This window comes from Sinorhizobium psoraleae (assembly GCF_013283645.1).
Taxonomy (GTDB): Bacteria; Pseudomonadota; Alphaproteobacteria; order Rhizobiales; family Rhizobiaceae; genus Sinorhizobium; species Sinorhizobium psoraleae.
In genome coordinates this window covers 406,903-432,494 of the sequence record NZ_JABEKV010000002.1, presented here as the reverse complement: position 1 = coordinate 432,494, position 25,592 = coordinate 406,903, and the positions used below count along the sequence as shown (strand labels likewise).

At 61.3% G+C, this 25,592-nt stretch carries 29 protein-coding genes and 1 tRNA gene; 16 read left to right on the top strand and 14 right to left on the bottom strand.

The window, feature by feature from the left end:
• Nucleotides 1-4: 4 nt before the first annotated feature.
• Nucleotides 5-955, bottom strand: a complete 951-nt coding sequence (locus ILFOPFJJ_RS10940) for an FAD binding domain-containing protein (RefSeq protein WP_173510577.1) — start codon at nucleotides 953-955, stop codon at nucleotides 5-7.
• Complete coding sequence (gene paoA, locus ILFOPFJJ_RS10935) at nucleotides 952-1,599, bottom strand: aldehyde dehydrogenase iron-sulfur subunit PaoA (RefSeq protein WP_173510576.1); 648 nt, start codon at nucleotides 1,597-1,599, stop codon at nucleotides 952-954. Before paoA ends, ILFOPFJJ_RS10940 begins: the two co-directional genes overlap by 4 nt.
• Before the next feature lie 263 nt (nucleotides 1,600-1,862).
• Between paoA and ILFOPFJJ_RS10930 the strand changes: the two genes are divergently transcribed.
• The 5 genes from ILFOPFJJ_RS10930 (at nucleotide 1,863) to ILFOPFJJ_RS10910 (ending at nucleotide 5,701) form a co-directional block, all read left to right on the top strand.
• Nucleotides 1,863-2,351 (top strand): BON domain-containing protein, encoded by a 489-nt coding sequence (locus tag ILFOPFJJ_RS10930; RefSeq protein ID WP_173510575.1) that lies wholly within the window; start codon nucleotides 1,863-1,865, stop codon nucleotides 2,349-2,351.
• A 206-nt stretch (nucleotides 2,352-2,557) separates the two neighbouring features.
• Complete coding sequence (locus ILFOPFJJ_RS10925) at nucleotides 2,558-3,547, top strand: YihY/virulence factor BrkB family protein (RefSeq protein WP_173510574.1); 990 nt, start codon at nucleotides 2,558-2,560, stop codon at nucleotides 3,545-3,547.
• Between the two features lie 174 nt (nucleotides 3,548-3,721).
• Complete coding sequence (locus tag ILFOPFJJ_RS10920; RefSeq protein WP_173510573.1) at nucleotides 3,722-4,321, top strand: nutrient deprivation-induced protein; 600 nt, start codon at nucleotides 3,722-3,724, stop codon at nucleotides 4,319-4,321.
• On the top strand, nucleotides 4,314-4,733 hold the full coding sequence (locus ILFOPFJJ_RS10915; protein WP_173510572.1) for a phage holin family protein: 420 nt from the start codon (nucleotides 4,314-4,316) through the stop codon (nucleotides 4,731-4,733). Before ILFOPFJJ_RS10920 ends, ILFOPFJJ_RS10915 begins: the two co-directional genes overlap by 8 nt.
• Nucleotides 4,730-5,701 (top strand): DUF3618 domain-containing protein, encoded by a 972-nt coding sequence (locus tag ILFOPFJJ_RS10910; protein ID WP_173510571.1) that lies wholly within the window; start codon nucleotides 4,730-4,732, stop codon nucleotides 5,699-5,701. Before ILFOPFJJ_RS10915 ends, ILFOPFJJ_RS10910 begins: the two co-directional genes overlap by 4 nt.
• Nucleotides 5,702-5,959: 258 nt before the next feature.
• Here ILFOPFJJ_RS10910 and ILFOPFJJ_RS10905 read toward each other — a convergent pair whose 3' ends face one another.
• From ILFOPFJJ_RS10905 to ILFOPFJJ_RS35030, 3 genes are all read right to left on the bottom strand, one after another.
• Nucleotides 5,960-6,433: a DUF2269 family protein gene (locus ILFOPFJJ_RS10905; protein ID WP_173510570.1), complete on the bottom strand. Its 474-nt coding sequence runs from the start codon at nucleotides 6,431-6,433 to the stop codon at nucleotides 5,960-5,962.
• Nucleotides 6,433-7,722: an SDR family oxidoreductase gene (locus ILFOPFJJ_RS10900; protein ID WP_173510569.1), complete on the bottom strand. Its 1,290-nt coding sequence runs from the start codon at nucleotides 7,720-7,722 to the stop codon at nucleotides 6,433-6,435. Before ILFOPFJJ_RS10900 ends, ILFOPFJJ_RS10905 begins: the two co-directional genes overlap by 1 nt.
• A gap of 118 nt (nucleotides 7,723-7,840) precedes the next feature.
• A complete protein-coding gene (locus ILFOPFJJ_RS35030; RefSeq protein WP_246299585.1) occupies nucleotides 7,841-8,215 on the bottom strand; it encodes a hypothetical protein in 375 nt (124 codons plus the stop codon).
• Here ILFOPFJJ_RS35030 and ILFOPFJJ_RS36200 point away from each other — a divergent pair.
• The 5 genes from ILFOPFJJ_RS36200 (at nucleotide 8,207) to ILFOPFJJ_RS10875 (ending at nucleotide 10,908) form a co-directional block, all read left to right on the top strand.
• Nucleotides 8,207-8,797 (top strand): hypothetical protein, encoded by a 591-nt coding sequence (locus ILFOPFJJ_RS36200; protein WP_312032695.1) that lies wholly within the window; start codon nucleotides 8,207-8,209, stop codon nucleotides 8,795-8,797. The two genes, ILFOPFJJ_RS35030 and ILFOPFJJ_RS36200, sit on opposite strands and share 9 nt — an antisense overlap.
• 131 nt (nucleotides 8,798-8,928) lie before the next feature.
• Nucleotides 8,929-9,384, top strand: a complete 456-nt coding sequence (locus ILFOPFJJ_RS10885) for a hypothetical protein (protein ID WP_173510567.1) — start codon at nucleotides 8,929-8,931, stop codon at nucleotides 9,382-9,384.
• A gap of 147 nt (nucleotides 9,385-9,531) precedes the next feature.
• Nucleotides 9,532-9,714 (top strand): hypothetical protein, encoded by a 183-nt coding sequence (locus ILFOPFJJ_RS35025; protein ID WP_246299584.1) that lies wholly within the window; start codon nucleotides 9,532-9,534, stop codon nucleotides 9,712-9,714.
• 8 nt (nucleotides 9,715-9,722) lie between these two features.
• Entirely contained in the window at nucleotides 9,723-9,923 is a 201-nt protein-coding gene (locus ILFOPFJJ_RS10880) for a hypothetical protein (RefSeq protein ID WP_173510566.1), read from the top strand.
• Nucleotides 9,924-10,395: 472 nt separating this feature from the next.
• On the top strand, nucleotides 10,396-10,908 hold the full coding sequence (locus ILFOPFJJ_RS10875; protein WP_173510565.1) for a cupin domain-containing protein: 513 nt from the start codon (nucleotides 10,396-10,398) through the stop codon (nucleotides 10,906-10,908).
• 118 nt (nucleotides 10,909-11,026) lie between these two features.
• On the opposite strand, the gene ILFOPFJJ_RS10870 is transcribed toward ILFOPFJJ_RS10875, so the two are convergent.
• Nucleotides 11,027-11,440 carry a hypothetical protein gene (locus ILFOPFJJ_RS10870; protein WP_173510564.1) on the bottom strand — a complete coding sequence of 138 codons (414 nt, stop codon included), beginning with the start codon at nucleotides 11,438-11,440 and terminating at the stop codon, nucleotides 11,027-11,029.
• 289 nt (nucleotides 11,441-11,729) lie between these two features.
• Between ILFOPFJJ_RS10870 and ILFOPFJJ_RS10865 the strand changes: the two genes are divergently transcribed.
• A tRNA-Pro gene (locus ILFOPFJJ_RS10865) sits at nucleotides 11,730-11,806 on the top strand.
• 409 nt (nucleotides 11,807-12,215) lie between these two features.
• Entirely contained in the window at nucleotides 12,216-12,359 is a 144-nt protein-coding gene (locus ILFOPFJJ_RS10860; RefSeq protein WP_173510563.1) for a hypothetical protein, read from the top strand.
• Nucleotides 12,360-12,384: 25 nt separating this feature from the next.
• Here the strand turns inward: ILFOPFJJ_RS10860 and ILFOPFJJ_RS10855 are convergent, their stop codons facing one another.
• From ILFOPFJJ_RS10855 to ILFOPFJJ_RS10840, 4 genes are all read right to left on the bottom strand, one after another.
• Nucleotides 12,385-12,576: a hypothetical protein gene (locus ILFOPFJJ_RS10855; RefSeq protein WP_173510562.1), complete on the bottom strand. Its 192-nt coding sequence runs from the start codon at nucleotides 12,574-12,576 to the stop codon at nucleotides 12,385-12,387.
• Between the two features lie 151 nt (nucleotides 12,577-12,727).
• Complete coding sequence (gene cysN / locus ILFOPFJJ_RS10850) at nucleotides 12,728-14,230, bottom strand: sulfate adenylyltransferase subunit CysN (protein WP_173510561.1); 1,503 nt, start codon at nucleotides 14,228-14,230, stop codon at nucleotides 12,728-12,730.
• Complete coding sequence (gene cysD / locus ILFOPFJJ_RS10845; RefSeq protein ID WP_173510560.1) at nucleotides 14,230-15,183, bottom strand: sulfate adenylyltransferase subunit CysD; 954 nt, start codon at nucleotides 15,181-15,183, stop codon at nucleotides 14,230-14,232. The genes cysN and cysD overlap by 1 nt, the downstream gene beginning before the upstream one ends.
• Nucleotides 15,184-15,229: 46 nt before the next feature.
• Nucleotides 15,230-15,985 carry a phosphoadenylyl-sulfate reductase gene (locus ILFOPFJJ_RS10840; RefSeq protein WP_173510559.1) on the bottom strand — a complete coding sequence of 252 codons (756 nt, stop codon included), beginning with the start codon at nucleotides 15,983-15,985 and terminating at the stop codon, nucleotides 15,230-15,232.
• Nucleotides 15,986-16,309: 324 nt separating this feature from the next.
• Here ILFOPFJJ_RS10840 and ILFOPFJJ_RS10835 point away from each other — a divergent pair, with 324 nt between their 5' ends.
• Together ILFOPFJJ_RS10835 and ILFOPFJJ_RS10830 are read left to right on the top strand one after the other, a co-directional pair.
• Nucleotides 16,310-16,696, top strand: a complete 387-nt coding sequence (locus ILFOPFJJ_RS10835) for a DUF6152 family protein (RefSeq protein WP_173511489.1) — start codon at nucleotides 16,310-16,312, stop codon at nucleotides 16,694-16,696.
• The gene (locus ILFOPFJJ_RS10830; protein ID WP_173510558.1) at nucleotides 16,693-17,181 is read left to right on the top strand and encodes a DUF6644 family protein; all 489 of its coding nucleotides are present in this window, start codon (nucleotides 16,693-16,695) and stop codon (nucleotides 17,179-17,181) included. Before ILFOPFJJ_RS10835 ends, ILFOPFJJ_RS10830 begins: the two co-directional genes overlap by 4 nt.
• 86 nt (nucleotides 17,182-17,267) lie before the next feature.
• Here the strand turns inward: ILFOPFJJ_RS10830 and betA are convergent, their stop codons facing one another.
• The 4 genes from betA to betI form a co-directional block, all read right to left on the bottom strand.
• Nucleotides 17,268-18,917, bottom strand: coding sequence for a choline dehydrogenase (betA, locus tag ILFOPFJJ_RS10825; protein ID WP_173510557.1), 1,650 nt, complete (start codon nucleotides 18,915-18,917; stop codon nucleotides 17,268-17,270).
• A 181-nt stretch (nucleotides 18,918-19,098) separates the two neighbouring features.
• The gene (gene betB, locus ILFOPFJJ_RS10820) at nucleotides 19,099-20,562 is read right to left on the bottom strand and encodes a betaine-aldehyde dehydrogenase (RefSeq protein ID WP_173510556.1); all 1,464 of its coding nucleotides are present in this window, start codon (nucleotides 20,560-20,562) and stop codon (nucleotides 19,099-19,101) included.
• Nucleotide 20,563: 1 nt separating this feature from the next.
• Nucleotides 20,564-22,102 carry a choline-sulfatase gene (gene betC, locus ILFOPFJJ_RS10815; RefSeq protein ID WP_173510555.1) on the bottom strand — a complete coding sequence of 513 codons (1,539 nt, stop codon included), beginning with the start codon at nucleotides 22,100-22,102 and terminating at the stop codon, nucleotides 20,564-20,566.
• 146 nt (nucleotides 22,103-22,248) lie between these two features.
• Nucleotides 22,249-22,854, bottom strand: coding sequence for a transcriptional regulator BetI (betI, locus tag ILFOPFJJ_RS10810; RefSeq protein ID WP_173510554.1), 606 nt, complete (start codon nucleotides 22,852-22,854; stop codon nucleotides 22,249-22,251).
• Between the two features lie 148 nt (nucleotides 22,855-23,002).
• Here betI and ILFOPFJJ_RS10805 point away from each other — a divergent pair, with 148 nt between their 5' ends.
• Together ILFOPFJJ_RS10805 and ILFOPFJJ_RS10800 are read left to right on the top strand one after the other, a co-directional pair.
• On the top strand, nucleotides 23,003-23,551 hold the full coding sequence (locus ILFOPFJJ_RS10805) for an HdeD family acid-resistance protein (protein WP_173510553.1): 549 nt from the start codon (nucleotides 23,003-23,005) through the stop codon (nucleotides 23,549-23,551).
• A gap of 165 nt (nucleotides 23,552-23,716) precedes the next feature.
• Nucleotides 23,717-25,516, top strand: a complete 1,800-nt coding sequence (locus ILFOPFJJ_RS10800; RefSeq protein ID WP_173510552.1) for an EAL domain-containing protein — start codon at nucleotides 23,717-23,719, stop codon at nucleotides 25,514-25,516.
• The last annotated feature ends 76 nt before the right edge of the window (nucleotides 25,517-25,592 follow it).

Below are 25,592 nucleotides of genomic sequence, written 5' to 3'. Positions count from 1 at the left end.
TTTCTCATCCCCTCGCTTCGGCAAGAACCGCGCTCAGCATGCGTTCGACGAGCGTGATCTTGAAAGCGTTCTGTTCGGTTGGTCGGGCGTCTGCGAGAAGCCTGGTGCTGGCCGCCTTAGCTCCCCTCGGAAGCTCTTTTTCGGCAGCTTCGTCGCGCCAAGGCTTGGGTGCGATGCCGCCGACGGCGATGCGGCCGGTTCCGTCCGGCTGCACGATGGCGCCGACAGAGACCAGCGCGAAGGCGTAGGACGCGCGATCACGGACCTTCCGGTAGATATGTTTGCCGCCCATCGGCTTCGGCAGGACGACCGCGGTGATCAGTTCGCCGCGCTCGAGTACATGCTCGATTTCTGGCGTCTCGCCCGGAAGGCGATGGAAATCCGCGATCGGAATGCTGCGCGTGGTGCCGTCCGCTCCGATGGTCTCGACGACGGCGTCGAGCGCCCGCATCGCGACTGCCATGTCGCCCGGGTGCGTCGCGATGCAGGCGTCGCTCACTCCGACCACGCCAAGCTGGCGGCTGAAGCCGGCAATCGCTGCACAGCCGCTGCCGGGCTGCCGTTTGTTGCAGGGCTGATTGGTGTCGTAGAAATACGGACAACGCGTGCGCTGAAGCAGGTTGCCGGCCGTCGTCGCCCTGTTGCGCAACTGTCCTGACGCCCCGGCGAGCAGGGCGCGTGACAGAAGTCCATAGTCGCGGCGAATCCGTTCGTCGGCCGCAAGATCGGTATTGCGGACGAGGGCACCGATCCTGAGGCCGCCTTCCGGCGTCGGCTCGATCCTGTCCAGCCCAAGGCCGTTGACGTCGATGAGATGGGTGGGCGTCTCGATCTCAAGCTTCATCAAATCCAGCAGATTGGTGCCGCCGGCGATGAATTTTGCGCCGTCGGTGCTGGCCGCGGCCTTTGCTGCCGCCTCGATCGAAGAGGCGCGCTCGTAGCTGAAAGCTCTCATGTCTTCCTCCCCGCAACTTCGGTAATGGCTTCGACGATGTTTGAATAAGCGCCGCAGCGACAGATGTTACCGCTCATGCGTTCCCGGATTTCGGCCGCCGTGATCTCGGCCGGCGCCGTCAGGTCACCCGTCACATGGCTCGGAATATTGGCCCGGATCTCCTCCAGCATGGCGACGGAGGAACAGATCTGGCCGGGGGTGCAATAGCCGCATTGGAAACCATCGTGCTCGACAAACGCAGCCTGCATCGGATGAAGATTGCCCGGCTGTCCCAATCCTTCAATCGTGGTGATGCTGCCGCCTTCGTGCATGACGGCGAGGGTCAGACAGGCATTGATACGGCGTCCGTCGACGAGGACGGTGCATGCGCCGCACTGACCATGGTCGCATCCCTTCTTGGTGCCTGTCAGATGGAGGTGCTCGCGCAGCGCGTCGAGAAGCGTCGTCCGGTTGTCGAGCTCGAGTTCGAGGCGTTCACCGTTCACGGTGAACGAGACGTTCGTGCCTGTCGATGCTTCAGGGATGTTCGTCTGAGAATGACCGAGCGAGGGTGCGCCCGCTACTGTAACGGTGGCGGCGGAAGCGACCAGCAGGTCGCGCCGCGAGATTTCGAGTGCGCCAGGACTTTGCATATCCAGCTCCATGTCTTGATGATGAAAGGTCTAGGACGGCGTGAAAGTTGTCCGATGAGCCGCCAAGGCGAAACAACGCAAACGGCAGAACGATCCCGTTCATGCGTTCACAAGTGAGTTAGCGCGCCGGCAGCCGCGGAATAGTGCCTCAAAATTGATAGGGCCTATTAGCCGTGTTCATGAATGCCCGGCCCAACCGCACGGGCGAAGCCGATTGCTCGCGAACAAAACGCCCGTCCGCGCGTTGGGGGGTGACATGCAGCAAGGAGCTCGAGATGCCTTCGAAAAAGCAAAATACCTCGCTGCCGCGCGAGGAAGACTACCGGGATTTTGAGGAGCGGAACATCCGCGACGGCTGGCCGTATTCGGACCAACCCGATGCTGCCCCCAACAAGCCAAAGAACCGAGCCTACGGTGAACCTGAGGCTAACTTCGACAGAGAGCAAAAGTCCGGCTTCAGCATCGAGGGAAAGGAGGAGGTGGGCACCGATAGCCAGCTTACATCGAAGCAGGAGCCTATCCGGCAAAGCGACGATCTTGAGGTCCGTGTCACAGAATATCTGGAGAGCATGGAAGACTTGGACATAAACAGTATCGATGTCCATGCTCGTGGCGGCACGATCATACTCGAAGGCGCCGTTGAGACGGCCGCCATTGCTCGTAAAATTGAGCTGGCCGTCTTGTCCTTCCACGGGGTTCGGCACGTCCGCAACAATTTGCGCATTGCTGGGGTCGATGCGCGGGTTCCGGACCAAGACGTTTGAACAAGCGGGAAACTGCTTTGGCCGGCCACCCGATCTCGATACCTGCATGATCGGGACAGCCGGCTGGACTTGGCTTTCCTCCTGGATAACGGCGCCTGCTCAAAAGCGCGCAAGAGCCCGAAGAGTCGGAACAAGGCATTTCCTCCGGAGTTGCTAATGCACGCGGCGAGAAGCGGCCGGTCTCGTCAATCAGCGGATGCCGATCCATGGGTGCGAAAGAAGCCGATATTGCCGAAAGGCTGGCCACGGAGCCGGGACGAGGAAGGGACGCCGTCACCCCGGGAGACATACCTGCGAAGGGGATGCGGGACGTATTCTGGCGAGTCGTATCGGAGATCGGCGAAGAGCGGATCGTTCTGATCGCGGCGGGGGTGAGCTTTTATCTTCTGCTGGCGCTGTTTCCTGCGCTGGCTGCCCTGGTTTCAATCTATGGACTCGTCTCGGACCCTTCCGCGATCGGCACACACATGAGCATGCTGGCAGCGGTGTTGCCACCCGGATCCTACGATCTCATCATGGATCAGTTGCAGAACCTCACGACGCAGAAGACGACCACGCTCGGTATCGGCTTCCTTGTGAGCCTGCTGGTCTCGTTGTGGAGCGCTGCCAATGGCATTGCGGCGCTCTTCGACGCGATGAATGTTGCCTATGGTGAGAAGGAAAAGAGAGGCTTCCTGTCGAGAACCCTCTTGTGTCTCGCATTCACCTTCGCGGCCCTGTTGTTCGCCGTCGTGCTGATCGTGGCGATTGGCGTGGTGCCGGCGGTACTCGCCTATTTGTGGCTCGATCGGTGGGTGGAGGTCTTGACCAAGGTGGCGAGGTGGCCGGCCATTCTGCTTCTTGCCACCATCGGCACCGTCCTCATCTATCGTTTTGGGCCAAGCCGGGAACGGGCGAAGCTCAGATGGCTGAACTGGGGCGCGGTATTCAGCACATTGCTCTGGCTCGCCGCCTCGTGGATTTTTTCCTTCTATCTGGAACACTTCGCCAACTACAACGCCACATATGGTGCTCTCGGCGCACTTGCTGGCCTCATGATGTGGGTCTGGATCTCGGTAATCATTCTTATCGTTGGTGCGCTCCTCAATGCCGAACTCGAGCACCAGACAGCGACGGACTCCACAACAGGTGAGCCACTGCCAATGGGCGAACGCGGTGCTTACGTGGCCGATACGCTGGGGAAGGCGGCCGATTGACGGGCGAACTCACGGGACACGAATGGCTCCGCGAGATGGGGCCGTTTGCCCGCAAGGCGTCTGAAACATCGACAATAATTCCGGAATCGGCCCTGGCAGGGAACAAGGCTTCAAGTGGCTCGTTTGATTGCACACACGTGAATCGATCCCGTTACGCGATGGGAGGAGCCGAAAATGAACAATGAACCAAATGACCGCGGCGACCCATTGGGAGCGCCCGCCATGGCCCCGCAAAGTGTCGACGATATTCATGGCGCGCAAACCAGCGGAACTGGCATGACAGATCGCAACTTGCAGCAGGCAGTGCAGGAGGATCTGAACGACGTCAGAGAGTTCGCCGACGAGCAGGCGGAGCGCACCAAGGAAGCCGCAAGCCGCGCCGCCGAGCACGAGAAGAACGTCGTGGCGCGCCAGTTGAGCGGCGTCGCAATGGCCGTTGAGAAAGTCGGCTCCGAACTCCAACAGTCGGATCAACAGGCTCTCGGCCGCTACGCCCAACAGGTCGGCACGTCGCTCGGGAACTTCGCGCGCGACGTCGAAGGGCGCGACTTCGGCGAAATTGCGGGAATGGCTGAAGACTTCGGCCGAAAGCAGCCGCTCGCCTTTCTCGGAATGGCGGCGATCGCGGGCCTGGCCGCCAGTCGGTTTCTGACCGCCTCGGCTCAGCGTCGCACTCGCCGGAATGTTTCCCGAACGTCCTCCGCGTCGCCGTCGGCAAGTGGCCGATCCAGTGAAGGCGGGTGGAATTTTGAGGAGGATCAGCGCAATGGCTAACCATCGGGACGACCGCCCCTTGTCGGAACTCATGACCGGTTTGGTGGCGGATATATCCGGGCTTTTCCGCAAGGAAATCGACCTGGCAAAGACAGAGGCATCCGAGACATTGAACCGGGCAGTAGGCAGCCTCGAAACGCTTCTTGTCGGCTTGATCTTCGCAATCGGCGCCATCGGTGTGCTCCTGGCCGCGGTCGTCCAGGGACTGGCCGCGTTTCTGGTGACCCGGGGCATAACCGAACCGAATGCCGAGGCATTGTCAGCGGCTATTGTGGGTGTCGTCGTGGGATTGCTCGCCTGGGCAATGATTTCGCGCAGCCTGTCGACACTGAAGGGCAGCAGTCTCAAGCTCGATAGAACAGCAACCTCGCTGCAGCGCGACCTGGACGTGGTGAAGGAGAGAGTGCGATGAACGATGCTTCCCACACGCATTCGGCTGCCGAGTTGCAGCAAGAGATCGAGGCCGATCGCCAGCGGATCGAAGAAAAGCTCCACGCTATTCAGGAGCGCATGTCGCCAGGACAGCTGATGGACGAACTGCTCGACTATGCCAAGACGAGCGGGGGAGCCGAATATCTCAGCAATCTTGGTGTCGCACTTAAGGCAAATCCGATCCCTGTCGCATTGATGGGGGTCAGTCTCGCTTGGTTGCTCGCCAATCCGGGATCCCGCGCTCCAGGATTAAGGGAAGACGACGAGGTGGATGAATATCCGCTCGCGACCGTGAAGGGTTCCGTAAGGCGCATCGGACCGGTGGAGGCGAGCTTCGGCGAGCGGTATAGCCACTTCACGGATGAAAGCGGCAATCGCTTCAGGGCCCTGACGGATCCAGAAGGTCGTCGGGCCGGCCACTTCGTCGACCCGAGCGGCAGCGTTTATCGCGGTTTTGCCGACGCGGCCGGAAAGCAGATCGAAGATATACGCGACGAGACCGGTGCCTTGTTCGACGAGGCCTCCGGTTGGGCATCCAGAACATGGCGGGAGGTGGGTGCCACGGTAAGCCGCGTGACCGGCTCCATTGCTGACGCCGGCAAGTCTCTCGCGAGCCGTGCACAGGACGCGGGCCGATCGCTGCAGGATGAGGGTGCGCAGCTCAATGCGGCTATCCTCAAGCATTTCCGCGACCAGCCCCTGGTCGGCGGCGCGCTCGCCTTCGCGGTCGGCGCAGCGATAGGCGCCGCGCTGCCGCATACCGAGACTGAGGATGAGGCCATGGGCGAGGCGTCCGACCAGGTGCGTGGTAACCTGGCGGCGAGAACGAATGCGGCGGTTGGCGAGGCGCTGGAAACGGGGCAGGAGATCCTGGACAAGGCGGGTGATGCTGCGCTTGAAGCTCACGACGCCGCCAAGGAGCGAGTGCGCGAATCGGTCCGCGAATGAAACCGCGCCTCGCGGGTGTACGTCGAAACCCAAGCGATCATAGCGGTCGAGGGATTTTGGGCGGAAAGAAGCCGTGGGTCGGTTTATGGGGTCATTGCTGGACGGCAAGACCCGGGTTCATGGAGTTAAGGCCTCGCCGATCGCTCTGCGGCATCTGAGTGCGCCGAAAAACTCGACGGACGCCGAGCATGACCAGCGTTCTGGTGGGAAGGTCGGCGCCGTCGCCCAAGCATTGTGTCCACTCGCGAGTCCACCTCCCTACCACTCGATGGCCGGTCGGGTGATCATCAGCCAGAAAATCGCAAGAACGGCACCAAATGCCGGAAAGCCGAAGGCGAACCACAGACGGAAGAGCTGATGGTAGCGTTTTGGCAGCGGCTCGACGTCTTTGCACGCCACTTCCGCGAGCCTGCGCATTTCCATCTGCATCCAGACAACCGGAAGCCAAAACGCTCCCGTAACAGCGTACAGAAGCAGGGAAAGAAGTATCCAGCCTTCCATCAATGAGTAGCCGACGTGCCAAGCAAGGGCGATCCCGGTGACGGGCTGCAGGATGACGGCGGTTGCGGTGAAAAGGAAGTCGGCCAGGACGACGATACGCGCCACGGCAGCAATCGTATCTGTGCGACCGGTGCGGTGGGCGAGCAACATGAAGAACGCGATTCCGGCTCCCGTGCCCAGCAGGACTGAAGCGCCGATAAGATGCAGGTACTTGAGCACGAAATAGAGCATCATCGTTCCTTGAGAATCGCCAGCGCGACGAGGTGCAATGCGAGGATCGGCCAGATTTTCATGAGAGGCCCCAGCGGTTCGCTCCATAGCTCTGGGAGCAGGACCGTTCCGGCGAGTGCATAGAAGAGCGACAGACAGATCGCGCCGTAGAGTCCGATGCGGCTGGTTCGACGGACTGCGATCGCGAGCCCGACAAGAATGTCTGCAAGTGCTCCGGCGACGACGCTGGGTCCTGCGAGAATATCGGCTCCGGCTCGTTGCATCAGATCGACGCCGATGCCGTATCCGGACGTAAGCGAGACAATGCCCGTACCGATCCAAAACAGCGACAGAATAATGAAAATAACGGGCTTCAGGAGATAGAGCTTGGCGAACCAGCGTTCCTGGACGGAAACCGGCGTTCTGGCGAGTGCCTCGGACAATGCCAATGGTTGAATCTGCGTGGTCTCGAGCCACGGCTGGATATCGCCAACCGCGCCGCGTGCGATCTCTTTTTGCGCGGTGCTCCGTGTCGGCGGGCGCCAGCCCATTGCGCCGGCAAGATCGCTAAACCTGTAGATGAGATCGGCCAGAAGGATAGGTATCCTGATCACTCGAGCAGCCCGAAAGCCAAGCCAGCGACGGTAGGTGCCTACAACGTCTTCAAAAGACAGGACCTCCGGCCCGGCGATCTCCAGCACGAGCCGCTCGGGAGCATCCGGGCTGACGAATATCTCGACTGTGCGCACCACGTCTTCGAGGCGAACGACCTGGAGCGGGCCAGTCTTCGGCATGAGCGGCAGGACCGGCAAAGCCGCCAACCCCCTGAAGAGGGCACTGGCTCCGAAGGCTCCGGGACCGAGTACGACAGAGGGGCGGAGAATGACCCAATCGAGATCTCGAGCCATCAATGCCCTGTCGCCTTCAAGTTTCGTTTGCGAAAAAGACGAGGGCTGCTCCTTTTCCACGCCCATCGCAGAGAAATGGATAACCCGGCGCACGCCGGCCTGTTCACAAGCCTTGAATAGTGCCGACGGGCCACGCGCATGAACGCCGGACGTACTTTCGCCGGGACCGTCTTGAAGTGTGCCTGCGCAGTTCACGACAGTGGCAACACCCGATAAATGAGGCAGCCAGTCTGCGGGTTCGACTGCCCGCGCGAGATCGATTTCGACGACTTCGCCGCCTCCTCCAGAAGCCAATGTCGAGCCGGGCCGAACCACGCGCACGATTGTCATGCCGCGCTCGGAAAGCTTTGCGCATACTGCTGAGCCGATCAGGCCGGAAGCGCCTACCACAAGCACTCTCATAGTCCATCCTTACGAATGTTCGGCGCTGCGCAGCACTTCACCCGAACGAAGGTCTGGTAGTTCTCGCGGCTCCAGATCTGGGGACAGCCTTATGTGCTCGATGCTCTACAAACTCGCATCAGGTCTTCGCGATTGAATTCGGATTGTGCTTGTCGCTTTCGCTGACAGAACCCTTCGAGGCCTTGGAACCCCCACCCCACTGTTGCGCCTTACGCGCATGGTCGCCTCCGACGTGACCAGGTTGGTTTTTCTTGGCAGTACCGCTTTCTCCCTTGTTCTTGGGACGGTCTGATTTGTTTGCCATCTCATGCTCCATAGGTTTTGGTGCCGGCTTCCGCGCCTGGATCAGCACATGCGGGAAACCTTTGCCCGCCGGCTGCATCCGACCGGAGTTCATCGGGCCATGGTCCCGCCGCCAACCGGTTGAATACCGATCCGAACGATCGAGGAACTGATCGGTTCCAAACTCGCTCCAAGGCAAGGTATGACGCATGAAGTCGAGCGATCCGCCGTGCGGAAGGCAGGTTCTCCCCAACTCCATGTTGTCGCGACCGCGGTCGAGCGAGGGGCGTCACTCGCGTATTTCCGATTGCTGCGCCTCGATCAAAGCGGTCAACGCGGGAACATCGGTTCGTCCCGCGGGTTCGACCATCATCGAGAATCGTCGGTGCTGCTGGCTAACATGTCGACGGAGGATTCAATGGCGTTGTTCGAGATACTGGCTGACCAAAAAACCTCTAAGGAACTCGACGTTGCGCTTGTGATGCTGACCAGCAACGAAGACAGCGGCGGATCGCGCAAGGGAATTATACTTACGCATGAACTCGTCGAGGATGCCTTTGATGGTGACCGCGGCCGAGCGGCTGAAGCGGTCCGGTCCGGAGTAGTCGATCATGAGGCGATGCGCAGGATCGGCAGCCCGGACAAGCTCGTCTACCAACCTCAAAACGCAGACGGGGCAAGTGCCGCCCATTGGACCTTGGCTGTGTTCAGCCGGGACGATCTGGGCCTGTTCGAGGGACCGGTACGCACCGAGATGAAAGCGGGCTCGCCTGTCGGCGGCACTCGCACGTAGCTGCCATGTGGCAAGCGGTTTGGCTCAGCGGTCAACATGCCACTGGAAGACCTTTGAGCCGCCTCTTCGTTCGGTACCTCCTTCGACTGTCACGACCGCCCCGGAAACCCGACGCCGCTTAGGAGATATCGATGTCAGGCAGAGTAGTGTCTGCGAGCGGAGCGTGCGCCGGCCTGGCCATGGTCTTGGTGCTGATGGCGTCGGCCACGCGTCGAGGGCGAAGTCACTGGCGACCGATCAACGCGACGAGCCACTGGATGCACGGCCAAGCCGCTGCCTCCGTATCCCGCTTCGACCTCTCTCACACGCTCACCGGTTTCGCGACGCACATGCTTGCCTCGCTCTGGTGGGCGCTGCCGTTTTCTGCCTTGCTGGGGAGAAATACGGCGAGCTCGCCGCGTGTGGTGGCGGCGGCCGCAGGCACGACCGTACTCGCGGCCCTCGTTGATTACGGTCTGGTGCCGAGACGCCTTACTCCGGGCTGGGAACTGGCCTTACCGAAAACGGACTTCGCGAAGGCTTATGTCGCCATGGCTCTAGGCCTGGCATTGGGCACCTTCCTGCATCACGATGCGCGGATGCGCTGATCTGGATCGCAGATCGAGCTTCGTAGTTGCGGCGATGGTGACGCCCCTCAAATGTGACATCCTGGGAACAACATCCGATCTGACGTGTTGGAAAATCGAGGCCAGCGTGCGTTGGCGAAAAATCCAAACACTTCGGGAGAGTTTTATATGAGCAGTCGGCCACCCCCAATTCCTCCGGAAAATCGCAGCGGGAAGGGAACTGGAGAGCCCGCAACGAACGCATCGGTTGAATCCAAGAAGCGAGAGACACCCTCGGATCCAGAGAAGAAGGGGCAGCAAGGCAATACCAAGATCAACACGACCCATCAGGGCTACCAACAGGATCGATGAGGAGCATCATGTCCACTTCCAAGACGACGCCGGCAAGCATTCGCCAAGGCGGCCCAGGTGCTTCGCATGAAAATGCCAAAGCTCCGCTGGATATCCCGAAGCCACCTGCCGAACCTGACAAGCGTACCCGCAGCAAGGTCTCTGGCGGCGGAGGCGAGCACGACAGCCACCACAGCCACGATCCGGGGCGAAAAGGCGGCCAAGGTTAGATCATTTCACTTTGAGCTACGCAGAAACTACGCAATTCTGGATGGAAACCGCTTTACAGTTTTCTTTCCTGGAATTGCCGCTAGTCAATTCCCCCGTCCGCGTAAGTGTGGCGACCGACAAAATCGAGGTCATGGTTACCGTACCGACGCGTGGTCGAGGCCTGTCGCAACTCCTCCCACGGCAGGCTCTTTTTTTGACGATGGTGGTTAAATCGGCCAAACGGTGCGTTGGGCGACTGGATGAGTGGAATGCCGGCCTGTTGTTGTTCCCTGGTTACCCTGTCACGCTGCCTGCAGAGTTCAAGAGGCCGAGCGGGAGTCGTCGCAGGTTGTGCTCAACGGTCATGTTGCTAATGTCTGCCGGACCGGTCCCGGCGTGTTCGCCGCATCTGGCAGACACGGGATCTGCTCATAACTATCATCTCGTGCCGAGCCGCCTGCGCTAGCCATACCGGAAGAATGGAGACGGAGAATGTCGGACCAGCACCATCACCACGACCATGATCGTGACGACAAGCACGGCGAGGAACGGTGGAAACACAACGGTGTCCGCGTCATCAAAGGTGATCAATTGGACGGCAACACGGCCCAGACGCCCGGCATGTACCGGCAGGCAGCCATCAATCATGCGCGTGTCGGCGCCCAAAAGATCTGGGCCGGAACCGTCGCGATCGAGCCCAATGCCAAGACCGGCGTGCATCACCACGGGCCGCTCGAAAGCGTGATCTTCGTCATCCGCGGCAAGGCGCGCATGCGCTGGGGCGACAGGCTGGAATATGTCGCGGAGGCAGGCCCGGGGGACTTCATCTACGTGCCGCCATACGTGCCGCACCAGGAAATCAATGCGGATCCTGAACATCCGCTCGAATGCGTGCTGGTACGGTCCGATAACGAGGCCGTCGTCGTTAACATCACCGATATCGATCCGGTCGAGAAGCCGGAGGAGATCTACTGGGTGGATCCGATCCACAAGCATCCGGGCTGACCGTTTGCCAGCACCGAGGCATCTTGCTTGGATGCCATACTGTGGATCGCTACAGCCCACACGAAAAACCCGCCTGCTTTCGCGGACGGGTTCCATAGTCGGTGTACGGTGAGGGTTCTCACTCCGCCTTCGCCCCGCCCAGAAATTCCTCGCACCAGCTTGGGCCGTTGGCGCGCTTGCGGTCGCCGACGAGGCGGATCGAGCGGATGACGTAGTCGGAAGAGACGGTGAGCTGGACGGAACAGCTCAGATATTCCGTGCGGGCGGCGGAGATGCGCTTGCCGCGTTTGCCGTCGGCGGTCTTTTCATACTCGGCCGGGATCTTGCGGGTCTTGTAGCCGCCCTTCCAGCTGTAGACGGTGTCGTCACCGGATTCGACGTCGGCGATCGGCGGGCCGAACCGGGCGAAGAAGATACCAGCGGGCTTGCCCAGCCACCGGGTCTCGACGGCGTTTTTTGCCACCCCTGAAGTCGTCGTACAGCCGGCAAGGGCCAGCACAAGGCCGGCGACCGTCATCATGCGGAAGTTCATGTTTTTGTCCCTTTGAGTCTCGTTCTGAAATCTGCGGCGCGGAAGCCCGTATCCCCCGGCTTTCCTAGCTTTCCGCTGAGCCTCTAGCGCTAAAAGACGCGAAAGAAAATCCGCCCTGGCCGCCGGGATTCAGGAAAATATAAAGCGTTGCAGAAACGCCCTATTGCCGCTCCAGGCGAGGTGCGCCAACGGGTTTCCACCGATTGAATTTTTCGCGCTAGGCTGCATTCTTTTTGAGATAGGCGCTTGTGAAATCGAAAATGCTGTTCTATAGAGGCGCCGCTGGTCACGGAGTGTAGCGCAGTCTGGTAGCGCACCACGTTCGGGACGTGGGGGTCGCGTGTTCGAATCACGCCACTCCGACCAGCCAAATCAATTACTTATCGAGCTATTTTGCCGCCGACGAGCCGAGCGAACGACGGATCGCACCTTCTCGGGCGGCGCGGCCTGACGGCGCCCTGCCGAGGCGGACTGTCTCACGGCGTTCTGAAACGGTGAAACAGTCCTATCGATCGTCATGATCGACACGCCACCTTACGGTTAGACGATTGAAATTGAAGCCCTGATTTCTCAGGGGCGAGACGGGACTGATCGCCTCTTGGCTTTGCGCGATCTTGGCGTGGGCAGTTTGGCTGCTTCCTTGGCAGGCTTGAATCGAGGCGCGTAGCTTCTTTCGTTGTTCACCTTGAAATAGTCTGTTAACCATATGCCGTCTTTGCAGGGTGAACGATCGCCGCCATTATCCCTTCAACAAACGCATTCTGGTGAGGCTGTGATGTTGAAGGAACCAATTTTCACACTGCGCGAGATCGTTATCTGGTCCGCCATTCTCGGCAGCGTCGTCGGCTACCAGCTTTGGCGCAACGGCGACCCGCCGCCGCTGACGATGCAACTTGCCCCAATCGAGCGGCCCGCCTGACGATTTGCGGGCGCAGACTGCTACCTTACTCCTCAGGAAGTCCATTGCGTCTTGCGGCTCTCAGCAGGTCCACTTCCGGTGCGGCAGGGCCGAATTCGTCTCCGAGGCGGTTGGCTTCGTCCTCGTCCAGGCGGTATTTCCGCGCAAATGCTTCGATCGTCATAGTGCGGCCGTCGAAGCCTCCGTCGGGCCTTTCCTTCCCATTGTTGCCAAGCATGGCTGCGTCTCCTTGCTATGCTTGGCGAAAAGCTAGGGCGGGAGCGTCGGTTTGGAAGAGTGAGGCGAAGCGAGACGGCCGCCGGCCGAATGGCATGGACCAATGAAAAAGGGGCCGAGCGGCCCCTTTTCCAGCTTCGACAAGTTGCCGATCAGCCGTCGATCGAATCGATGATTTCCGCCGCCTTGCCGGCATTGACGCGGCGGATTTCCGCGTCTTCACGCCGGCTGGCAAAGAGTTCCGTTGCCATCAGTTGATCGGCGAGGTCTGCCGGCAGCGAAAGGATAACCCGGCTCTCCTCCGCATGAATGCCACCGAGCGCCGCGCGTTTGGCGGTGATCATGCCGCCGGCGACCGTGTTGTTGGTGTCCGGGTCGATCAGGATGAAGGCGCCGGTGGTACGGTTCTGTTCATAAGCGTCGAAGATCGCCTGTTCGTCGAAGGCCAGGTGAACCTTGCCGATCGCGTTCATCGGCAGCTCTTGCGTTTGGTTCCACTTGCCGGTCTTGAGATCGAGCTGGCTTGCGGGCTGCACCTGCACGCGCTGGCGGCGGCTGCCGGATTTCAGCCAGTAACGCTTGCCGGGCTGGATGCCTTCCGGCTGGAGGGCGACAAGCTGGGCGTCGAAGGCGAGCCCGGTCATCGGCTGGCTGTCGATCGCGGCGATCACGTCGCCGCGGGAAACGTCCACCTGGCGGTCGAGCACGAGCGTGATCGCGTCGCCGGCAACGGCGGCATTGCGCACGAGATCGAAGGTGACGATCTTCGTGACGTTGGCAACCATGCCGGACGGCAGGATGACGACGGAATCGCCGGGCTTCACCGAGCCACCGGCGACGGTGCCCTGATAGCCGCGGAAGCTCTCGCCCGGGCGCGAGACTCGCTGCACCGGCAGGCGGAAGCCGACCGTCTGTGCAGAGCGCGTTGTCGCGAGTTCGAGGACCTCGATCAGCGTCGGGCCATCGTACCAAGGCATGGAGGCGCGGCCGTCATAGACGACGTTCTCGCCCTTGAGTGCCGAAACCGGGATCGCGGTGACCTGCCGGACGCCGAGCGACAAGGCGAGTTCCTTGAACTCGTGCGAGATCTGCTCGAAGCGGCTGCGGTCGTAATCGGTGAGGTCGATCTTGTTGACGGCGAGCACGAACTGGCGGATGCCCATCAGCGTCGCGATCGTTGCGTGACGCCGGGTCTGCTCCAGGAGGCCGACGCGGGCGTCGACCAAGAGCACAGCGAGATCGGCAGTCGAAGCGCCGGTCGCCATGTTGCGGGTGTATTGTTCGTGGCCGGGCGTGTCGGCAACGATGAAGGAGCGCTTGTCGGTCGAGAAATAGCGGTAGGCAACGTCGATGGTGATGCCCTGTTCGCGCTCGGCCTGCAGCCCGTCCAGAAGCAGCGCGAAATCGGGCAGGCCAAGGTCGTTCTGCTTGCCGCTGGAATCGCGCTCGAGCGTGGCGGCTTGGTCCTCCTTGACCGCCTTCGTGTCCCAAAGCAACCGGCCGATCAGCGTCGATTTGCCGTCATCGACGCTGCCGCAGGTGATAAGGCGAAGCGGGCGGGTATCGCGCGTGGCGCGCACCGGCTCCTGCGCCGGATGGGCGACGACTTCGGTTGTGTCGTCCAGGGCGGCGTTCGCGATTGCGGGTGCGGTCATCAGAAATATCCCTCGCGTTTTTTCTTTTCCATCGAGCCGGACTGGTCCCTGTCGATGGCGCGGCCCTGCCGTTCGGAGACGGTCGCGGTTTCAAGTTCGGAAATAATGTCGTCGAGCGTGGTGGCACCGGAGCGGATGGCCCCCGTCAGCGGGAAACAGCCGAGCGTGCGGAAGCGGATCACTTCCTCGCGCTTAAATTCGCCCGGAAGGAGTTCGAGACGCGGATCTTCGGCAAGGATCATCATGCCGTCACGCTCGACGATCGGACGCTTCTTGGCAAAATAGAGCGGCACGATCGGGATCTCTTCCGCCTGGATGTAGCGCCAGATGTCGACCTCGGTCCAGTTGGAGAGCGGAAAGGCGCGCACGCTCTCGCCCTTGCGGACCATGCCGTTGTAGATGTTCCAGAGCTCGGGACGCTGGTTGCGCGGATCCCAGCGGTGGTCCGGCGTGCGGAACGAATAGATGCGTTCCTTGGCGCGGCTTGCTTCCTCGTCGCGGCGTGCGCCGCCGAAGGCCGCGTCGTACTGGCCGGCGTCAAGCGCCTGGCGCAGCGCTTCGGTTTTCATGATGTCGGTGTAGAGCGCCGAGCCATGCGAGAAGGGAGTTACGTTCTCTGCTGCCCCGCGCGGGTTGGTGTGAACGACCAGATCGAGATCGTATTTTTCGACGATCTCGTCGCGAAACGCGATCATCTCCCGGAACTTCCAGCCGGTGTCGACATGAAGCAGCGGAAAGGGGACGCGGCCGGGATAGAAGGCCTTGCGCGCCAGATGCAGGAGCACGGACGAATCCTTGCCGATCGAATAAAGCATGACCGGACGCTCGAATTCGGCGGCAACCTCACGGAAAATGTGGATCGCTTCGTTTTCAAGTGCCTTCAGATGCGGGTCGAGCGGCGGCTTCGCGCTCTGCGGATTATGCAGTTCCGTTTCCGGATGGTTGTGGGGCATTTCGAACTCCGGGGAGGATACGTGTCTCTCGGTGCGCCGGCCGCTTTCAGGCAGCATTGCTGGCGCTGGGAATGATGGAGGAGGCCGCTTCCGGCACGTGCAGGCCGCATTCGCGCTTCTCGTCGTTCTCCCACCACCAGCGTCCGGCGCGCTCGGGCTCGCCGGGCTTTATCGCACGGGTGCAGGGCTCGCAACCGATCGACGGATAGCCGCGGGCGTGGAGCGGGTTGACGGGAATGGCATTGGCCGCGACGTGGGCGCGGATCGTTTCGATATCCCAGTCCGCCAGCGGATTGATCTTTATGAGGCGGCGTTCGAGGTCCGCTTCGGCAAAGGGCGTGGTGGCGCGATTGCCTGACTGACCACGGCGAAGGCCGGTGATCCAGTAGCTTGCACCCTCGAGCGCACGCGCAAGCGGTTTCAGCTTGCGCACGCCGCAACAGGCATGTCTGGCTTCCACGCTTTCGTAGAAGCCGTTCACGCCATACTCAGCCACATAGGCGTCGATGTCGGCCTTTTCGGGGTAGAAACGCTTGATCAGGATCCCGTAGGTTTCCTCGGTCTTGTCGATAAGCGCGACGGTCTCGTTGAAGAGGCGGCCGGTCTTCAGTGTCGCAACGTCGATATCGAGCTGATCCGTGCCGATCGCGGCCGTGATGACCTGGTCCTCGATGCCGAGCGACGTCGTGAAGACGGCTCTGCCTTCAAGATCGGCGACCAGCGCCAGGCGTCCGGCAAGATCCAGGCCTGCGAGCGCTTCGCTCAGGGCTTTCGCTTCGGCTTCGAGGGTCTGCGTGGTCATGGCTAAATCCCGTTGCAATTTTCACGGAATATCGCAGCCGTTTGTGACAAATGACAGAAAAACGGATTTCTATTGCTCAAGGATCAGAGCAAATATCTCTCTGATCCATAAAGTTCTAAGAAAACCTAGTAATTTGATGGATTATTTCCGCCCCCTGGCAAGCGTGCATACCCTTTCGTTTGCTGCAGGCGGTCCAAGCCCTCCGCCATCGACAACGAGGGCATTACCATTCAAGAATTGTTGAATGCCCTGTCCTTTCGCTTCAGGTGCTCCACGTTCACCTTGATCGTTTTGGCGCATCGAAGGAGACAGGAGATGGCAGAAATGGCAAGGTCCTTTTCCGCTCGCATGCTCGGTGGAGGTGTCCTCGGATTGCTTCTCGTCACAGGCGCCTACGCGCACCACGGCTGGTCCTGGGCGGAGGCCGATCAGATCGAGCTTTCCGGAACGATCCGGGAGATTTCCATGTCCCCGCCGCATCCAACGCTAGACGTCGAGACGGAGAATGACGGCGTCTGGCGGGTCGAACTCGCCAACCCGCGCCAGACAGAACGCTCGGGCTTTGTCGACGGAGTGGCGAAAGTCGGCGATCCGGTGGTGGCCCTCGGCAACCGTTCGCTCGATCGCAATGAGAAGAGGATGAAGGCTGTCCGGATCACCGTCGCCGGCAAGGCCTACGACCTCTATCCGGAACGGATACAGACGAATTGACGAGCGGTGCGGAGGCGTTGGAGTGGATCGGCGCCCTGCCTTTCGCGGTGGCGATACGGCGCTCCGCGCTCCTCTACCTCTTCGTAAACGCGGCCCATATCCTGTCGATCGGGATAATCGTCGGCGCGATCCTGCCGCTCGACCTGCGCCTGATCGGGTTCTTCGGCAAGGTGCCGATCCCGGCGATCGGCCCGTATCTTTCGCGCGCCGCGGCAACCGGCATAGTCCTCGCCATGGTCACGGGCTTCTGCCTCTTCAGCGTCCGCCCCCTTGAATATGCCGGCAACCCTGCCTTCCTGACAAAGATCACGTTGCTCGCACTCGGCGTCGTCAACGCGGTTCTGTTGCATCTGACGCCGCAATGGCGCGCCGCCGTCAAAGGCGGACCGCTCTCCTGGAGAATCCGCCTTTCGGCACTGTTTTCCATGGCGGTCTGGACCGGAGCGGTTCTTGCCGGCCGCTGGATCGGCTTCCTTTCGGAGTAGCGCGCCGCGTGTTTCGTTAGGTCGGTCGAGCATGCAGTCCGCCCTCCCGACGGGGAGAGCGGTGCCTGTGTGGCACTGTTCACGGACTACCGGTCGCTGATCGCCCAGCGCGGGTTGATCCACGGCTCCTGGTTCGAGCGGGCGAGGGGTTGCTTGCCGAGGATGTGGTCGGCCGCCTTCTCGCCGGTCATGATCGAGGGACCATTGAGGTTGCCATACGTGACGTGGGGGAAGATCGAGGAGTCAGCGACGCGCAAACCCTCGACGCCGATCACTCGCGTTTCCGGATCCACCACCGCCATCGGATCGTCCTTGGCTCCCATCTTGCATGTACCGCAGGGATGGTAGGCGCTTTCGAGATGCTCGCGCAGGAAGGCGTCGATCTCGTCGTCCGTCTGGACCTTGTCGCCCGGCTGGATTTCCGGTCCGCGATATTGGTCGAACGCCTTCTGGCCGAAGATCTCGCGCGTCAGTCGCACGCAGTGGCGGAATTTCTCCCAGTCTTCGGGATGGCTCATATAGTTGAAGCGGATCACCGGATCGGCCTTCGGGTCGGACGAGCGAAGGGCGACGCTGCCGCGCGACTTCGAGAGATTGTAGCCAACATGGACCTGGAAGCCATGCGTGTTGGCCGCTGCCTTGCCGTCGTAGCTGATCGCCACCGGCAGGAAGTGATACTGGATGTCGGGCTGCTTGACTCCGGGTGCCGAGCGCAGGAAGGCACAGGCCTCGAACTGGTTGGAAACACCAAGGCCCCTCTTGAAGAGCAGCCATTGCGCGCCGGCGACGCCCTGCCAGAACCACGGCAGCCAGGAATAGAGCGAAACCGGCTTGGTGCTTACCTGCTGGAAGTAGAACTCCATGTGATCCTGAAGGTTCTGGCCGACGCCCGGGCGGTCGACCTTCACCTCGATACCCATCTCCTTCAGATGCGCCGCCGGTCCGATGCCGGAGAGCATCAACAGCTTCGGCGAGTTGAAGGAGGAGGCGGACACGATCACCTCGCGATTGGCCTTCACAACCTCGGTCCGGCCGTTGCGCTCGATCTCGACACCGGTTGCGCGGCCGTTCTCGATCACGATCTTGTGGGCAAGGCAGCGGATCAGTTGGACATTTGGGCGCTTCAACGCCGGCTTCAGATAGGCGGAAGCGGCGGACCAGCGTCGGCCTTGCCAAGTCGTCTGCTCCATCAGGCCGAAGCCTTCCTGCTTCGAGCCGTTATAGTCGTCGGTGAGTTCGAACCCTGCCTGCTTTCCCGCTTGGATGAAGGCGTGAAAGAGCGGGTTCCGGACGCTGCCACGCTGCACATGCAGCGGCCCGTTGGTGCCGCGCCAGCCGTCTTCGCCGCCATGCGAATGTTCCATCCGCTTGAAATAGGGAAGCACGTCGGCATAGGCCCAGCCTTGGGCGCCGAGTTCTTCCCAGCGGTTGAAGTCCTCCGCGTGCCCGCGCACATAGACCATGCCGTTGATCGAGGAAGAGCCGCCGATTACCTTGCCGCGCGGCGCGGTGATGCGCCGGTTGTTGAGGTTCGGTTCCGGCTCGGACAGATAGCCCCAATTGTAGCGATTCATGCTCATCGGCCAGGCAAGAGCCGCCGGCATCTGGATGAAGGGGCCCACGTCCGAGCCGCCGAACTCCAGCACGATGACCGAATGCTTGCCGTCTTCCGACAGGCGATAGGCCATGGCCGAGCCTGCGGAGCCGGAACCGATGATGACGAAATCTGCCTGCATTCTCGCTACTTTCTCTGTTCGGATGCCCCTGATCCGGCTGCCGCCACCTTCTCCCCGCTTGCGGGAGAAGGCACTCGCGGCGCCCGCTCAAGCCTCCTCTGCCGCTTGCGTGGAAGCTCACGGCGCTCCCAGTCCCTCTCCCCGCATGCGGGGAGAGGGTTAGGGTGAGGGGCAAATGTTGTCAGTACGGCGCCTCGACCTTCCCCATGCCGACATAGACGGTCTTGAGCTCTGTATAGTGGTTCAACGCCGCGACCGAATTTTCCCGCCCGAAGCCCGATTGCTTCGAGCCGCCGAAGGGGATCTCGACTGGGCAGAGATTGTAGGTGTTGATCCAGAGCGTGCCGGCCTCGAGCTGGTCGACCACCCGGTGAGCGCGGGTGATGTCGGCGGTGAAGACGCCGGCGGAAAGGCCGAATTCGGTGGCGTTCGCGCGGGCGACGACCTCCGCTTCGTCGTCGAAATCGAGCACGCACATGACCGGCCCGAAGATTTCCTCGCGCGCGATCGTCATCTCGTCGGTGACGTCGGCAAATACGGTCGGCTGGATATAGGTGCCCTCGGTGTTGACGGCGTTCGGAATGCCGCCGCCGGTCACGAGCCGCGCGCCTTCCGCCTTACCCTTCTCGATGTAGGAGAAGACCTTGTCGCGCTGTGCTTTCGAAACCATGGGGCCAAGCTGCGTCGCCTCCTCCATGGGGTCGCCGATGACGATCGCCTCCGTGCGTTCCTTGAGCCGCGCCAGAAAGGCGTCCTTGACCTTCCGCTGCACGAACACGCGGGTGCCGTTGGAGCAGACCTGCCCGGTCGAATAGAAATTGCCGAGCATGGCGCCGCCGATCGCGCTTTCGAGATCTGCATCGTCGAAGACGATCAACGGCGACTTGCCGCCGAGTTCCATCGTCACATGGCGAAGCCCGGCTGCGGCTGCCTCATAGACCTTGCGGCCCGTCGGCACAGAGCCGGTCAGCGATACCTTGGCGACATCGGGGTGGTTGACGAGCAGCGGACCTGTCGACCGGTCGCCCTGGATGACATTGTAGAGGCCTTTGGGCAGGCCGGCCTCGACCAGGATTTCGGCGATCTTCAGCGCGCCAAGCGGCGTGTTTTCCGAAGGCTTGAAGACCATGGCGTTGCCGGCAGCGAGCGCCGGTGCGCCCTTCCAACAGGCGATCTGCTGCGGATAGTTCCAGGCGCCGATGCCGACGCAGACGCCGAGCGGGACCCGCTTGGTGTAGGCGAAGTCGCCGCCAAGCGGGATATAGTCGCCATTGAGCGCCGCCGCCGCGACACCGCCGAAGAACTCGAAGCTGTCGGCGCCGGAAGTCGGGTCGGCGACGATCGTCTCCTGGATCGGCTTGCCGGTGTCGAGTGTTTCCAGTTCGGAAAGCTCGCGGTTGCGCTCGCGCATGATTTCCGCGGCGCGTTTCAGGATGCGGCCGCGCGCCGTCGGGCTCATCGCCGCCCATTCCGGCTGTGCCCGTTTCGCGGCGGCGATCGCCTTTTCGACGATCGCGGGCGTCGCGGCATGAAGCCGGGCGATCACCTCGCCGGTCGCTGGATAGATGCTCTCGATCACCGAGCCGGCGGCGTCCTCGACATATTCCCCGTCGATGAAGTGCGAGGCTTTCGGTTGGGCTCTCATGTCATTCTCCTCGCGGGTAGCGTTTGGATTCCTCGAGATTGTCGAGGTTCATGTGGTTGCGCATGTAGCGCTCGGATGCCTTCTGCAGCGGCTGATGGTCCCAAGGATAGTAGGCGCCGTTCCTGAGCGCCTCGTAGACCACCCAGCGCCGGGCCTGGCTTTCGCGCACGGCCGCATCGAAGGCGTCCATGTCCCAGTGGGCGGCGCGCATGTCGCGGAAGGCGGCGAGCGTTGCCGCATCGACAGAGTTGCGCGGTTTTTCCGCCAGGTTGGTGAGTTCCAGTGGGTCGCTTTCGAGGTCGTAAAGCTGGTCCGGATCGAGGGTGCAGTGGATGTATTTCCACTTTCCTTCACGAATGCAGACGAGCGGTGCGTAGGAGGCTTCCGCCGCATATTCCATCAGCACCGCCTCGGTGCGCTCCGTGCCGCCCACCATCGGCAGAAGGCTGATGCCGTCCGTCCAGGGCTTTACCTCTTCCAGCGAGATGCCGGCGAGTTCGGCAAGCGTCGGCGTCACGTCGAGGTTGGAGGTGGGCGCCAGATGCAGGCCGGGTGTAACCCCCGGCCCGGCGATCATCAGCGGCACGCGCGCGGAGCCTTCGAAGAAGTTCATCTTGAACCATAGGCCGCGTTCACCGAGCATGTCGCCGTGGTCGGAACAGAAGAGGATGACTGTATCGTCGAGCATTCTCGTCCGCGACAGCGTATCGATGAGCTCTCCCACTTTTTCGTCGAGATAGGAGATATTGGCGAAATAGGCGCGGCGTGACTGGCGGACATTCTCCTCGGTAAGCGCGAAGTTCTCGTAGTCGCAGGAATGCATGATGCGCTGCGAATGCGGATCCTGCCGATCGAAGGGAAGCGCGCCGATCTCCGGCAGCAGGTGCTCGCAATTCTCGTAAAGATCCCAGAATTTGCGCCGTGCGACATAGGGGTCGTGAGGATGGGTAAAGGAGACGGTGAGGCACCAGGGGCGGCGGCTTTCGTCGTCGTTCTCGCGGGAGAGCTGATAGAGCTTCTGGTTCGCCAGAAACGCCACCTCGTCGTCATATTCCATCTGATTGGTGATCTCCGCCACCCCGGCGCCGGTGACGGAACCGAGATTGTGGTACCACCAGTCAATCCGCTCGCCGGGCTTGCGATAGTCCGGCGTCCAGCCGAAATCGGCCGGATAGATATCCGTGGTCAAGCGCTCTTCGAAGCCATGCAACTGATCCGGCCCGACGAAATGCATCTTGCCGGAAAGGGCGGTGTAATAGCCGGCCCGGCGCAGGTGGTGGGCATAGGTCGGGATCGAAGACTGGTATTCGGCAGCGTTGTCATAGACGCGGGTGCGGCTCGGCAGCTGCCCGGCCATGAACGAGGCGCGCGCCGGCGCGCAGAGCGGCGACGAAGTGTAATTGTTGCGGAAGCGGGCGGAGCGCTTGGCCAGTGCCTTCAGGTTTGGCGCGTGCAGGAAGTCGGCGGGGCCGTCCGGAAAGAGCTTCCCGTTCAGCTGGTCGACCATGATGATCAAGATATTCGGCTTTCCGGCAGTCACGTCGTCGGTTCCTCGAAGGTTTGAATTCCAGTTTGTTTCGGTTGTCACACCGGAGATCGCCTCATCCGGCGCCGCCATCTTCTCCGCGCTCGCGGGGAGAAGGATATGGCGCGCGCCCAAGTCTCCTCGCCCGTGCAGGGAGAGGGCTAGGGTGAGGGGTAGCTTTCACCATCACCCACCCGCAAATGCGCATTCACGTAGTCTTCCGTGAGCGCGATCGAAGCTTCGATGCTGATCGGCGCCGATTTCAGACTTTGCCGGATGTAGAGCCCGTCGATCATCGCAGCCGCGCCCTCGGCGATACGCTCCGCGTCATCGGCTGTAGAGAGCGGCCTGAGGCTGGCCAGCAGATTGGAGCGCAGCCGGCGCGCATAGATGACGAGGAGGCGGCGGACATCCTCGGAACGTTGCGCCTCCGAATAGAAGGCGAGCCAGGCGGCGATCGTCTCGGGCGCGAACTGCTCAGCCCTGAAGCTCACGCGGATCAACGCACTCAGCCTTTCGCGCGGCGTCTTCGCCGCCTGGAGCGCAGCGACCGCGTCGTCGCGCAACTGCGCTAAAAGACTGCGGATCGTTGCGATCAACAATTGGTCCTTGCTGCCGAAGTAGTGGTGCGCGAGCGCCGGCGAGACGCCGGCGGTTCTGGCGATATCCGACATAGTGACCGAGAGCGTGCCCTGGTCGCCGATCACGCGCAGCGCCGCGTCCACCAGTGCCTTTCGCCGCACAGGCTCCATCCCGATTTTCGGCATCCGAAACTCCCTCGACTGCCTTCAGTTTATTTTTGATTGACTCATCAATCAATAAAAATTTTGTCGCTTTTTCTCTTTCTTTTTACTGAGAAATCCGGCTCAATCACGAGGTGGCGTTCATGCTTGCCGATATGACTGGAGGTTGAAAATGGTCCACGCGTTCGATCCCGCCGGTAGAGAGGCTGTCGCCGGAAAATGGGCGTGGTTCGTCGCGCTCGGCGTGCTGTTGATCATGTGCGGCGGCATCGCTTTCGGCAATCTGTTCATGGCGACAGTCGCCTCGGTCTATTACGTCGGCGCCATCATGCTCGTCGGCGGTCTGCTCAACCTCGCGCACGCGTTTCAGGTCAGAGGCTGGGAAAGCATCGTCTATTGGGTCTTGAGTGGCGCCTGCTATGCGGCGGCTGGCCTCTTTGCTTTCATCAACCCCGTACTTGCCTCCTCGGTCCTGACCTTCCTGATGGCCGTAGCATTGCTCGTTGCCGGCTGCTCCCGCCTGTGGGTCGGCTTCAAGCTCAGGCCGCTCGCTGGCTGGGGCTGGATAGTCATCGGCGGACTCGTCACCCTGGTTGCCGGCCTCGTCATTGCTGCCGGATGGCCGGTCAACAGCCTGTGGATTCTGGGGCTGTTCCTCGCAGTCGATCTCGTGATGCAGGGCCTTGCGCTGATCGCTTTCGGCGTTCTCGCCAAGGGTTAGGAATCCATCGCATTTTCAATGCTCTGCAGCCTTGAGGCGTGCACGACGGCGGCCGCCACTCTTGTCATGCAAGCTTCATGAAACTTTCACATTCGCGAAAGGTTTCGTTGATGCTTACCCTTGATGCTGGCGCGGCCTTTGTTCGTGTATGTTCCTGGAGCCGGCATGTCCGTCGCCCCCGCCGAAATCCTCTCGCTTCGCCGCTTCGGCGACGACCAGATTGTCACGCTTGCCAAACTTGTCATCGAGAACGCCTTCCAGCCGATCGTCGAGGCGACCACCGGTGCCGTTTTCGGCTATGAATCGCTGATGCGCGGGTTCCAGCGCCTGGGCTTTGCTTCGCCGCTCGAATTGCTGGACAAGGCGGAGGAGGTGGGCCAGCTTCTGGCACTCGAACATCTTATCAACAGCCGCGCCGTCGCCGCGTTCGCGACGATTCCCGATTTTTCGGCCCGGACCCTTTTCCTGAATTTCGATTCGAGGTTGGTTGGTGGCGAGGACGATATCGTCGAGCGCCTCGTCAACCACCTGAAGCGCGCCAATATTGCGCCGTCTTCCCTCTGCTTCGAGCTTTCGGAGCGCTTCGACAGTGGGAAGATGCCCGATTTTTCCGCGCTCGTCCGGCAATTGCGGCTTGCCGGCTTCAAGCTCGCCATCGACGATTTCGGCGCAGGCTTCAACGGGCTGAAATTGCTATGCGACCAGCCCGTCGACTACGTGAAGATCGATCGGCATTTCATCTCCGGCATTGAGCGGGACCCGCGCAAACGTCATCTCGTTCGCCATACAGTCAATACGGCCCACGTGCTCGGAACGCGGGTGATTGCGGAGGGCGTGGAGACGGAGGCCGAGTTCCTCGCCTGTCGCGATCTCGGATGCGATCTGGTGCAGGGCTATTTCATTGCCCGGCCGACCACCCATCTTAGCGAGCTGCAGCCGGCGTACCCTCATCTGGAATTAAGCGGTGCCGCGCGGCGCTCCTCCGCGACGCTCGACAGCATCCTCATCAGGAAGCAGATCGAACAACTTCCGGCCGTGAGGGAGAGCGACGAACTCGAATCCGCCTTTGATCTTTTTCGGGTCAATCCGCGCCAGCCCTTCTTTCCGGTGCTGAACGCCAACGGTGAGCCGCGCGGCATCCTGCACGAGTATCACGTCAAGGAGATGATCTATCATCCCTTCGGCCGCGACCTGCTGAAGAACCGCATCTACCAGCGCCGCATTTCGCATTTCGTCAGCCCGGCGCCGATCGCCGATCTCGATACGCCTGCCGACGAGATGCTGAAAATCTTCGCCGGCATGGACGGCAGCGACTGTGTGATCCTGACTGAAAACATGCGCTACGCCGGTATTCTTTCCGCTTCGTCGCTGTTGAAGATCATCAACGAGAAGCAGTTGAAGATGGCGCAGGAGCAGAACCCGCTGACGGGCCTGCCGGGCAACCGCGCGATCCGCGACTACGTGCAGGACGCGATCCTCGACGGCGACGAAACGCGCTACTTCTGCTATTGCGATTTCGACGACTTCAAGCCGTTCAACGACACCTACGGTTTTCAGAAGGGCGATCTGGCGATCACGCTGTTTGCCGCCCTGCTCAGACGCCACTTCATTGGCGAGGAGAAGTTTCTGGGGCATGTCGGCGGCGATGATTTCTTCGTCGGCGTCAGCGGCTGGACCGATCAGGAAATCCGCTCCGTCCTTACGCGCCTCGCCGAGGATTTCCGCTCGGATGTCCGGCAGCTCTATTCCGCGGAACATCAGTCCGAGGGACGGATCAGCGGATATGGCCGCGACGGAGTAAGCAAGAACTTTCCCCTGATGCGTTGTTCGATCGCCGTTCTCGTGCTTCCGCAGGGCTTCATTCTATCGGACACTCAGACGGTCAGCGCGCGGATTGCTGAAATCAAAGCACGCGCTAAGGAAAGCGAAAGTGGCCTCGTTTTTGAGTTGCTCCACGGCGATTGATTATTCGCCTGCCGATATCGGGTTTCCGGAACTGTGAGCGGGCGGTAGGTATAGGCGCAATCACCTTTGCGAGGAC

Coding starts and splice junctions, on each gene's coding strand:
- ILFOPFJJ_RS10930 (WP_173510575.1), top strand. CDS start 1,863: ATGCCTTCGAAAAAGCAAAATACCTCGCTGCCGCGCGAGGAAGACTAC.
- ILFOPFJJ_RS35030 (WP_246299585.1), bottom strand. CDS start 8,215: ATGCGTCATACCTTGCCTTGGAGCGAGTTTGGAACCGATCAGTTCCTC.
- ILFOPFJJ_RS10920 (WP_173510573.1), top strand. CDS start 3,722: ATGAACAATGAACCAAATGACCGCGGCGACCCATTGGGAGCGCCCGCC.
- betA (WP_173510557.1), bottom strand. CDS start 18,917: ATGCAGGCAGATTTCGTCATCATCGGTTCCGGCTCCGCAGGCTCGGCC.
- ILFOPFJJ_RS10940 (WP_173510577.1), bottom strand. CDS start 955: ATGAGAGCTTTCAGCTACGAGCGCGCCTCTTCGATCGAGGCGGCAGCA.
- ILFOPFJJ_RS10805 (WP_173510553.1), top strand. CDS start 23,003: ATGGTCCACGCGTTCGATCCCGCCGGTAGAGAGGCTGTCGCCGGAAAA.
- cysN (WP_173510561.1), bottom strand. CDS start 14,230: ATGACCGCACCCGCAATCGCGAACGCCGCCCTGGACGACACAACCGAA.
- betB (WP_173510556.1), bottom strand. CDS start 20,562: ATGAGAGCCCAACCGAAAGCCTCGCACTTCATCGACGGGGAATATGTC.
- cysD (WP_173510560.1), bottom strand. CDS start 15,183: ATGCCCCACAACCATCCGGAAACGGAACTGCATAATCCGCAGAGCGCG.
- ILFOPFJJ_RS36200 (WP_312032695.1), top strand. CDS start 8,207: ATGACGCATGAAGTCGAGCGATCCGCCGTGCGGAAGGCAGGTTCTCCC.
- ILFOPFJJ_RS35025 (WP_246299584.1), top strand. CDS start 9,532: ATGAGCAGTCGGCCACCCCCAATTCCTCCGGAAAATCGCAGCGGGAAG.
- ILFOPFJJ_RS10900 (WP_173510569.1), bottom strand. CDS start 7,722: ATGAGAGTGCTTGTGGTAGGCGCTTCCGGCCTGATCGGCTCAGCAGTA.
- ILFOPFJJ_RS10910 (WP_173510571.1), top strand. CDS start 4,730: ATGAACGATGCTTCCCACACGCATTCGGCTGCCGAGTTGCAGCAAGAG.
- betI (WP_173510554.1), bottom strand. CDS start 22,854: ATGCCGAAAATCGGGATGGAGCCTGTGCGGCGAAAGGCACTGGTGGAC.
- ILFOPFJJ_RS10905 (WP_173510570.1), bottom strand. CDS start 6,433: ATGCTCTATTTCGTGCTCAAGTACCTGCATCTTATCGGCGCTTCAGTC.
- ILFOPFJJ_RS10840 (WP_173510559.1), bottom strand. CDS start 15,985: ATGACCACGCAGACCCTCGAAGCCGAAGCGAAAGCCCTGAGCGAAGCG.
- ILFOPFJJ_RS10925 (WP_173510574.1), top strand. CDS start 2,558: ATGGGTGCGAAAGAAGCCGATATTGCCGAAAGGCTGGCCACGGAGCCG.
- ILFOPFJJ_RS10855 (WP_173510562.1), bottom strand. CDS start 12,576: ATGCTTGGCAACAATGGGAAGGAAAGGCCCGACGGAGGCTTCGACGGC.
- ILFOPFJJ_RS10860 (WP_173510563.1), top strand. CDS start 12,216: ATGTTGAAGGAACCAATTTTCACACTGCGCGAGATCGTTATCTGGTCC.
- paoA (WP_173510576.1), bottom strand. CDS start 1,599: ATGGAGCTGGATATGCAAAGTCCTGGCGCACTCGAAATCTCGCGGCGC.
- ILFOPFJJ_RS10915 (WP_173510572.1), top strand. CDS start 4,314: ATGGCTAACCATCGGGACGACCGCCCCTTGTCGGAACTCATGACCGGT.
- ILFOPFJJ_RS10875 (WP_173510565.1), top strand. CDS start 10,396: ATGTCGGACCAGCACCATCACCACGACCATGATCGTGACGACAAGCAC.
- ILFOPFJJ_RS10800 (WP_173510552.1), top strand. CDS start 23,717: ATGTCCGTCGCCCCCGCCGAAATCCTCTCGCTTCGCCGCTTCGGCGAC.
- ILFOPFJJ_RS10835 (WP_173511489.1), top strand. CDS start 16,310: ATGGCAAGGTCCTTTTCCGCTCGCATGCTCGGTGGAGGTGTCCTCGGA.
- ILFOPFJJ_RS10885 (WP_173510567.1), top strand. CDS start 8,929: ATGTCAGGCAGAGTAGTGTCTGCGAGCGGAGCGTGCGCCGGCCTGGCC.
- ILFOPFJJ_RS10880 (WP_173510566.1), top strand. CDS start 9,723: ATGTCCACTTCCAAGACGACGCCGGCAAGCATTCGCCAAGGCGGCCCA.
- ILFOPFJJ_RS10870 (WP_173510564.1), bottom strand. CDS start 11,440: ATGAACTTCCGCATGATGACGGTCGCCGGCCTTGTGCTGGCCCTTGCC.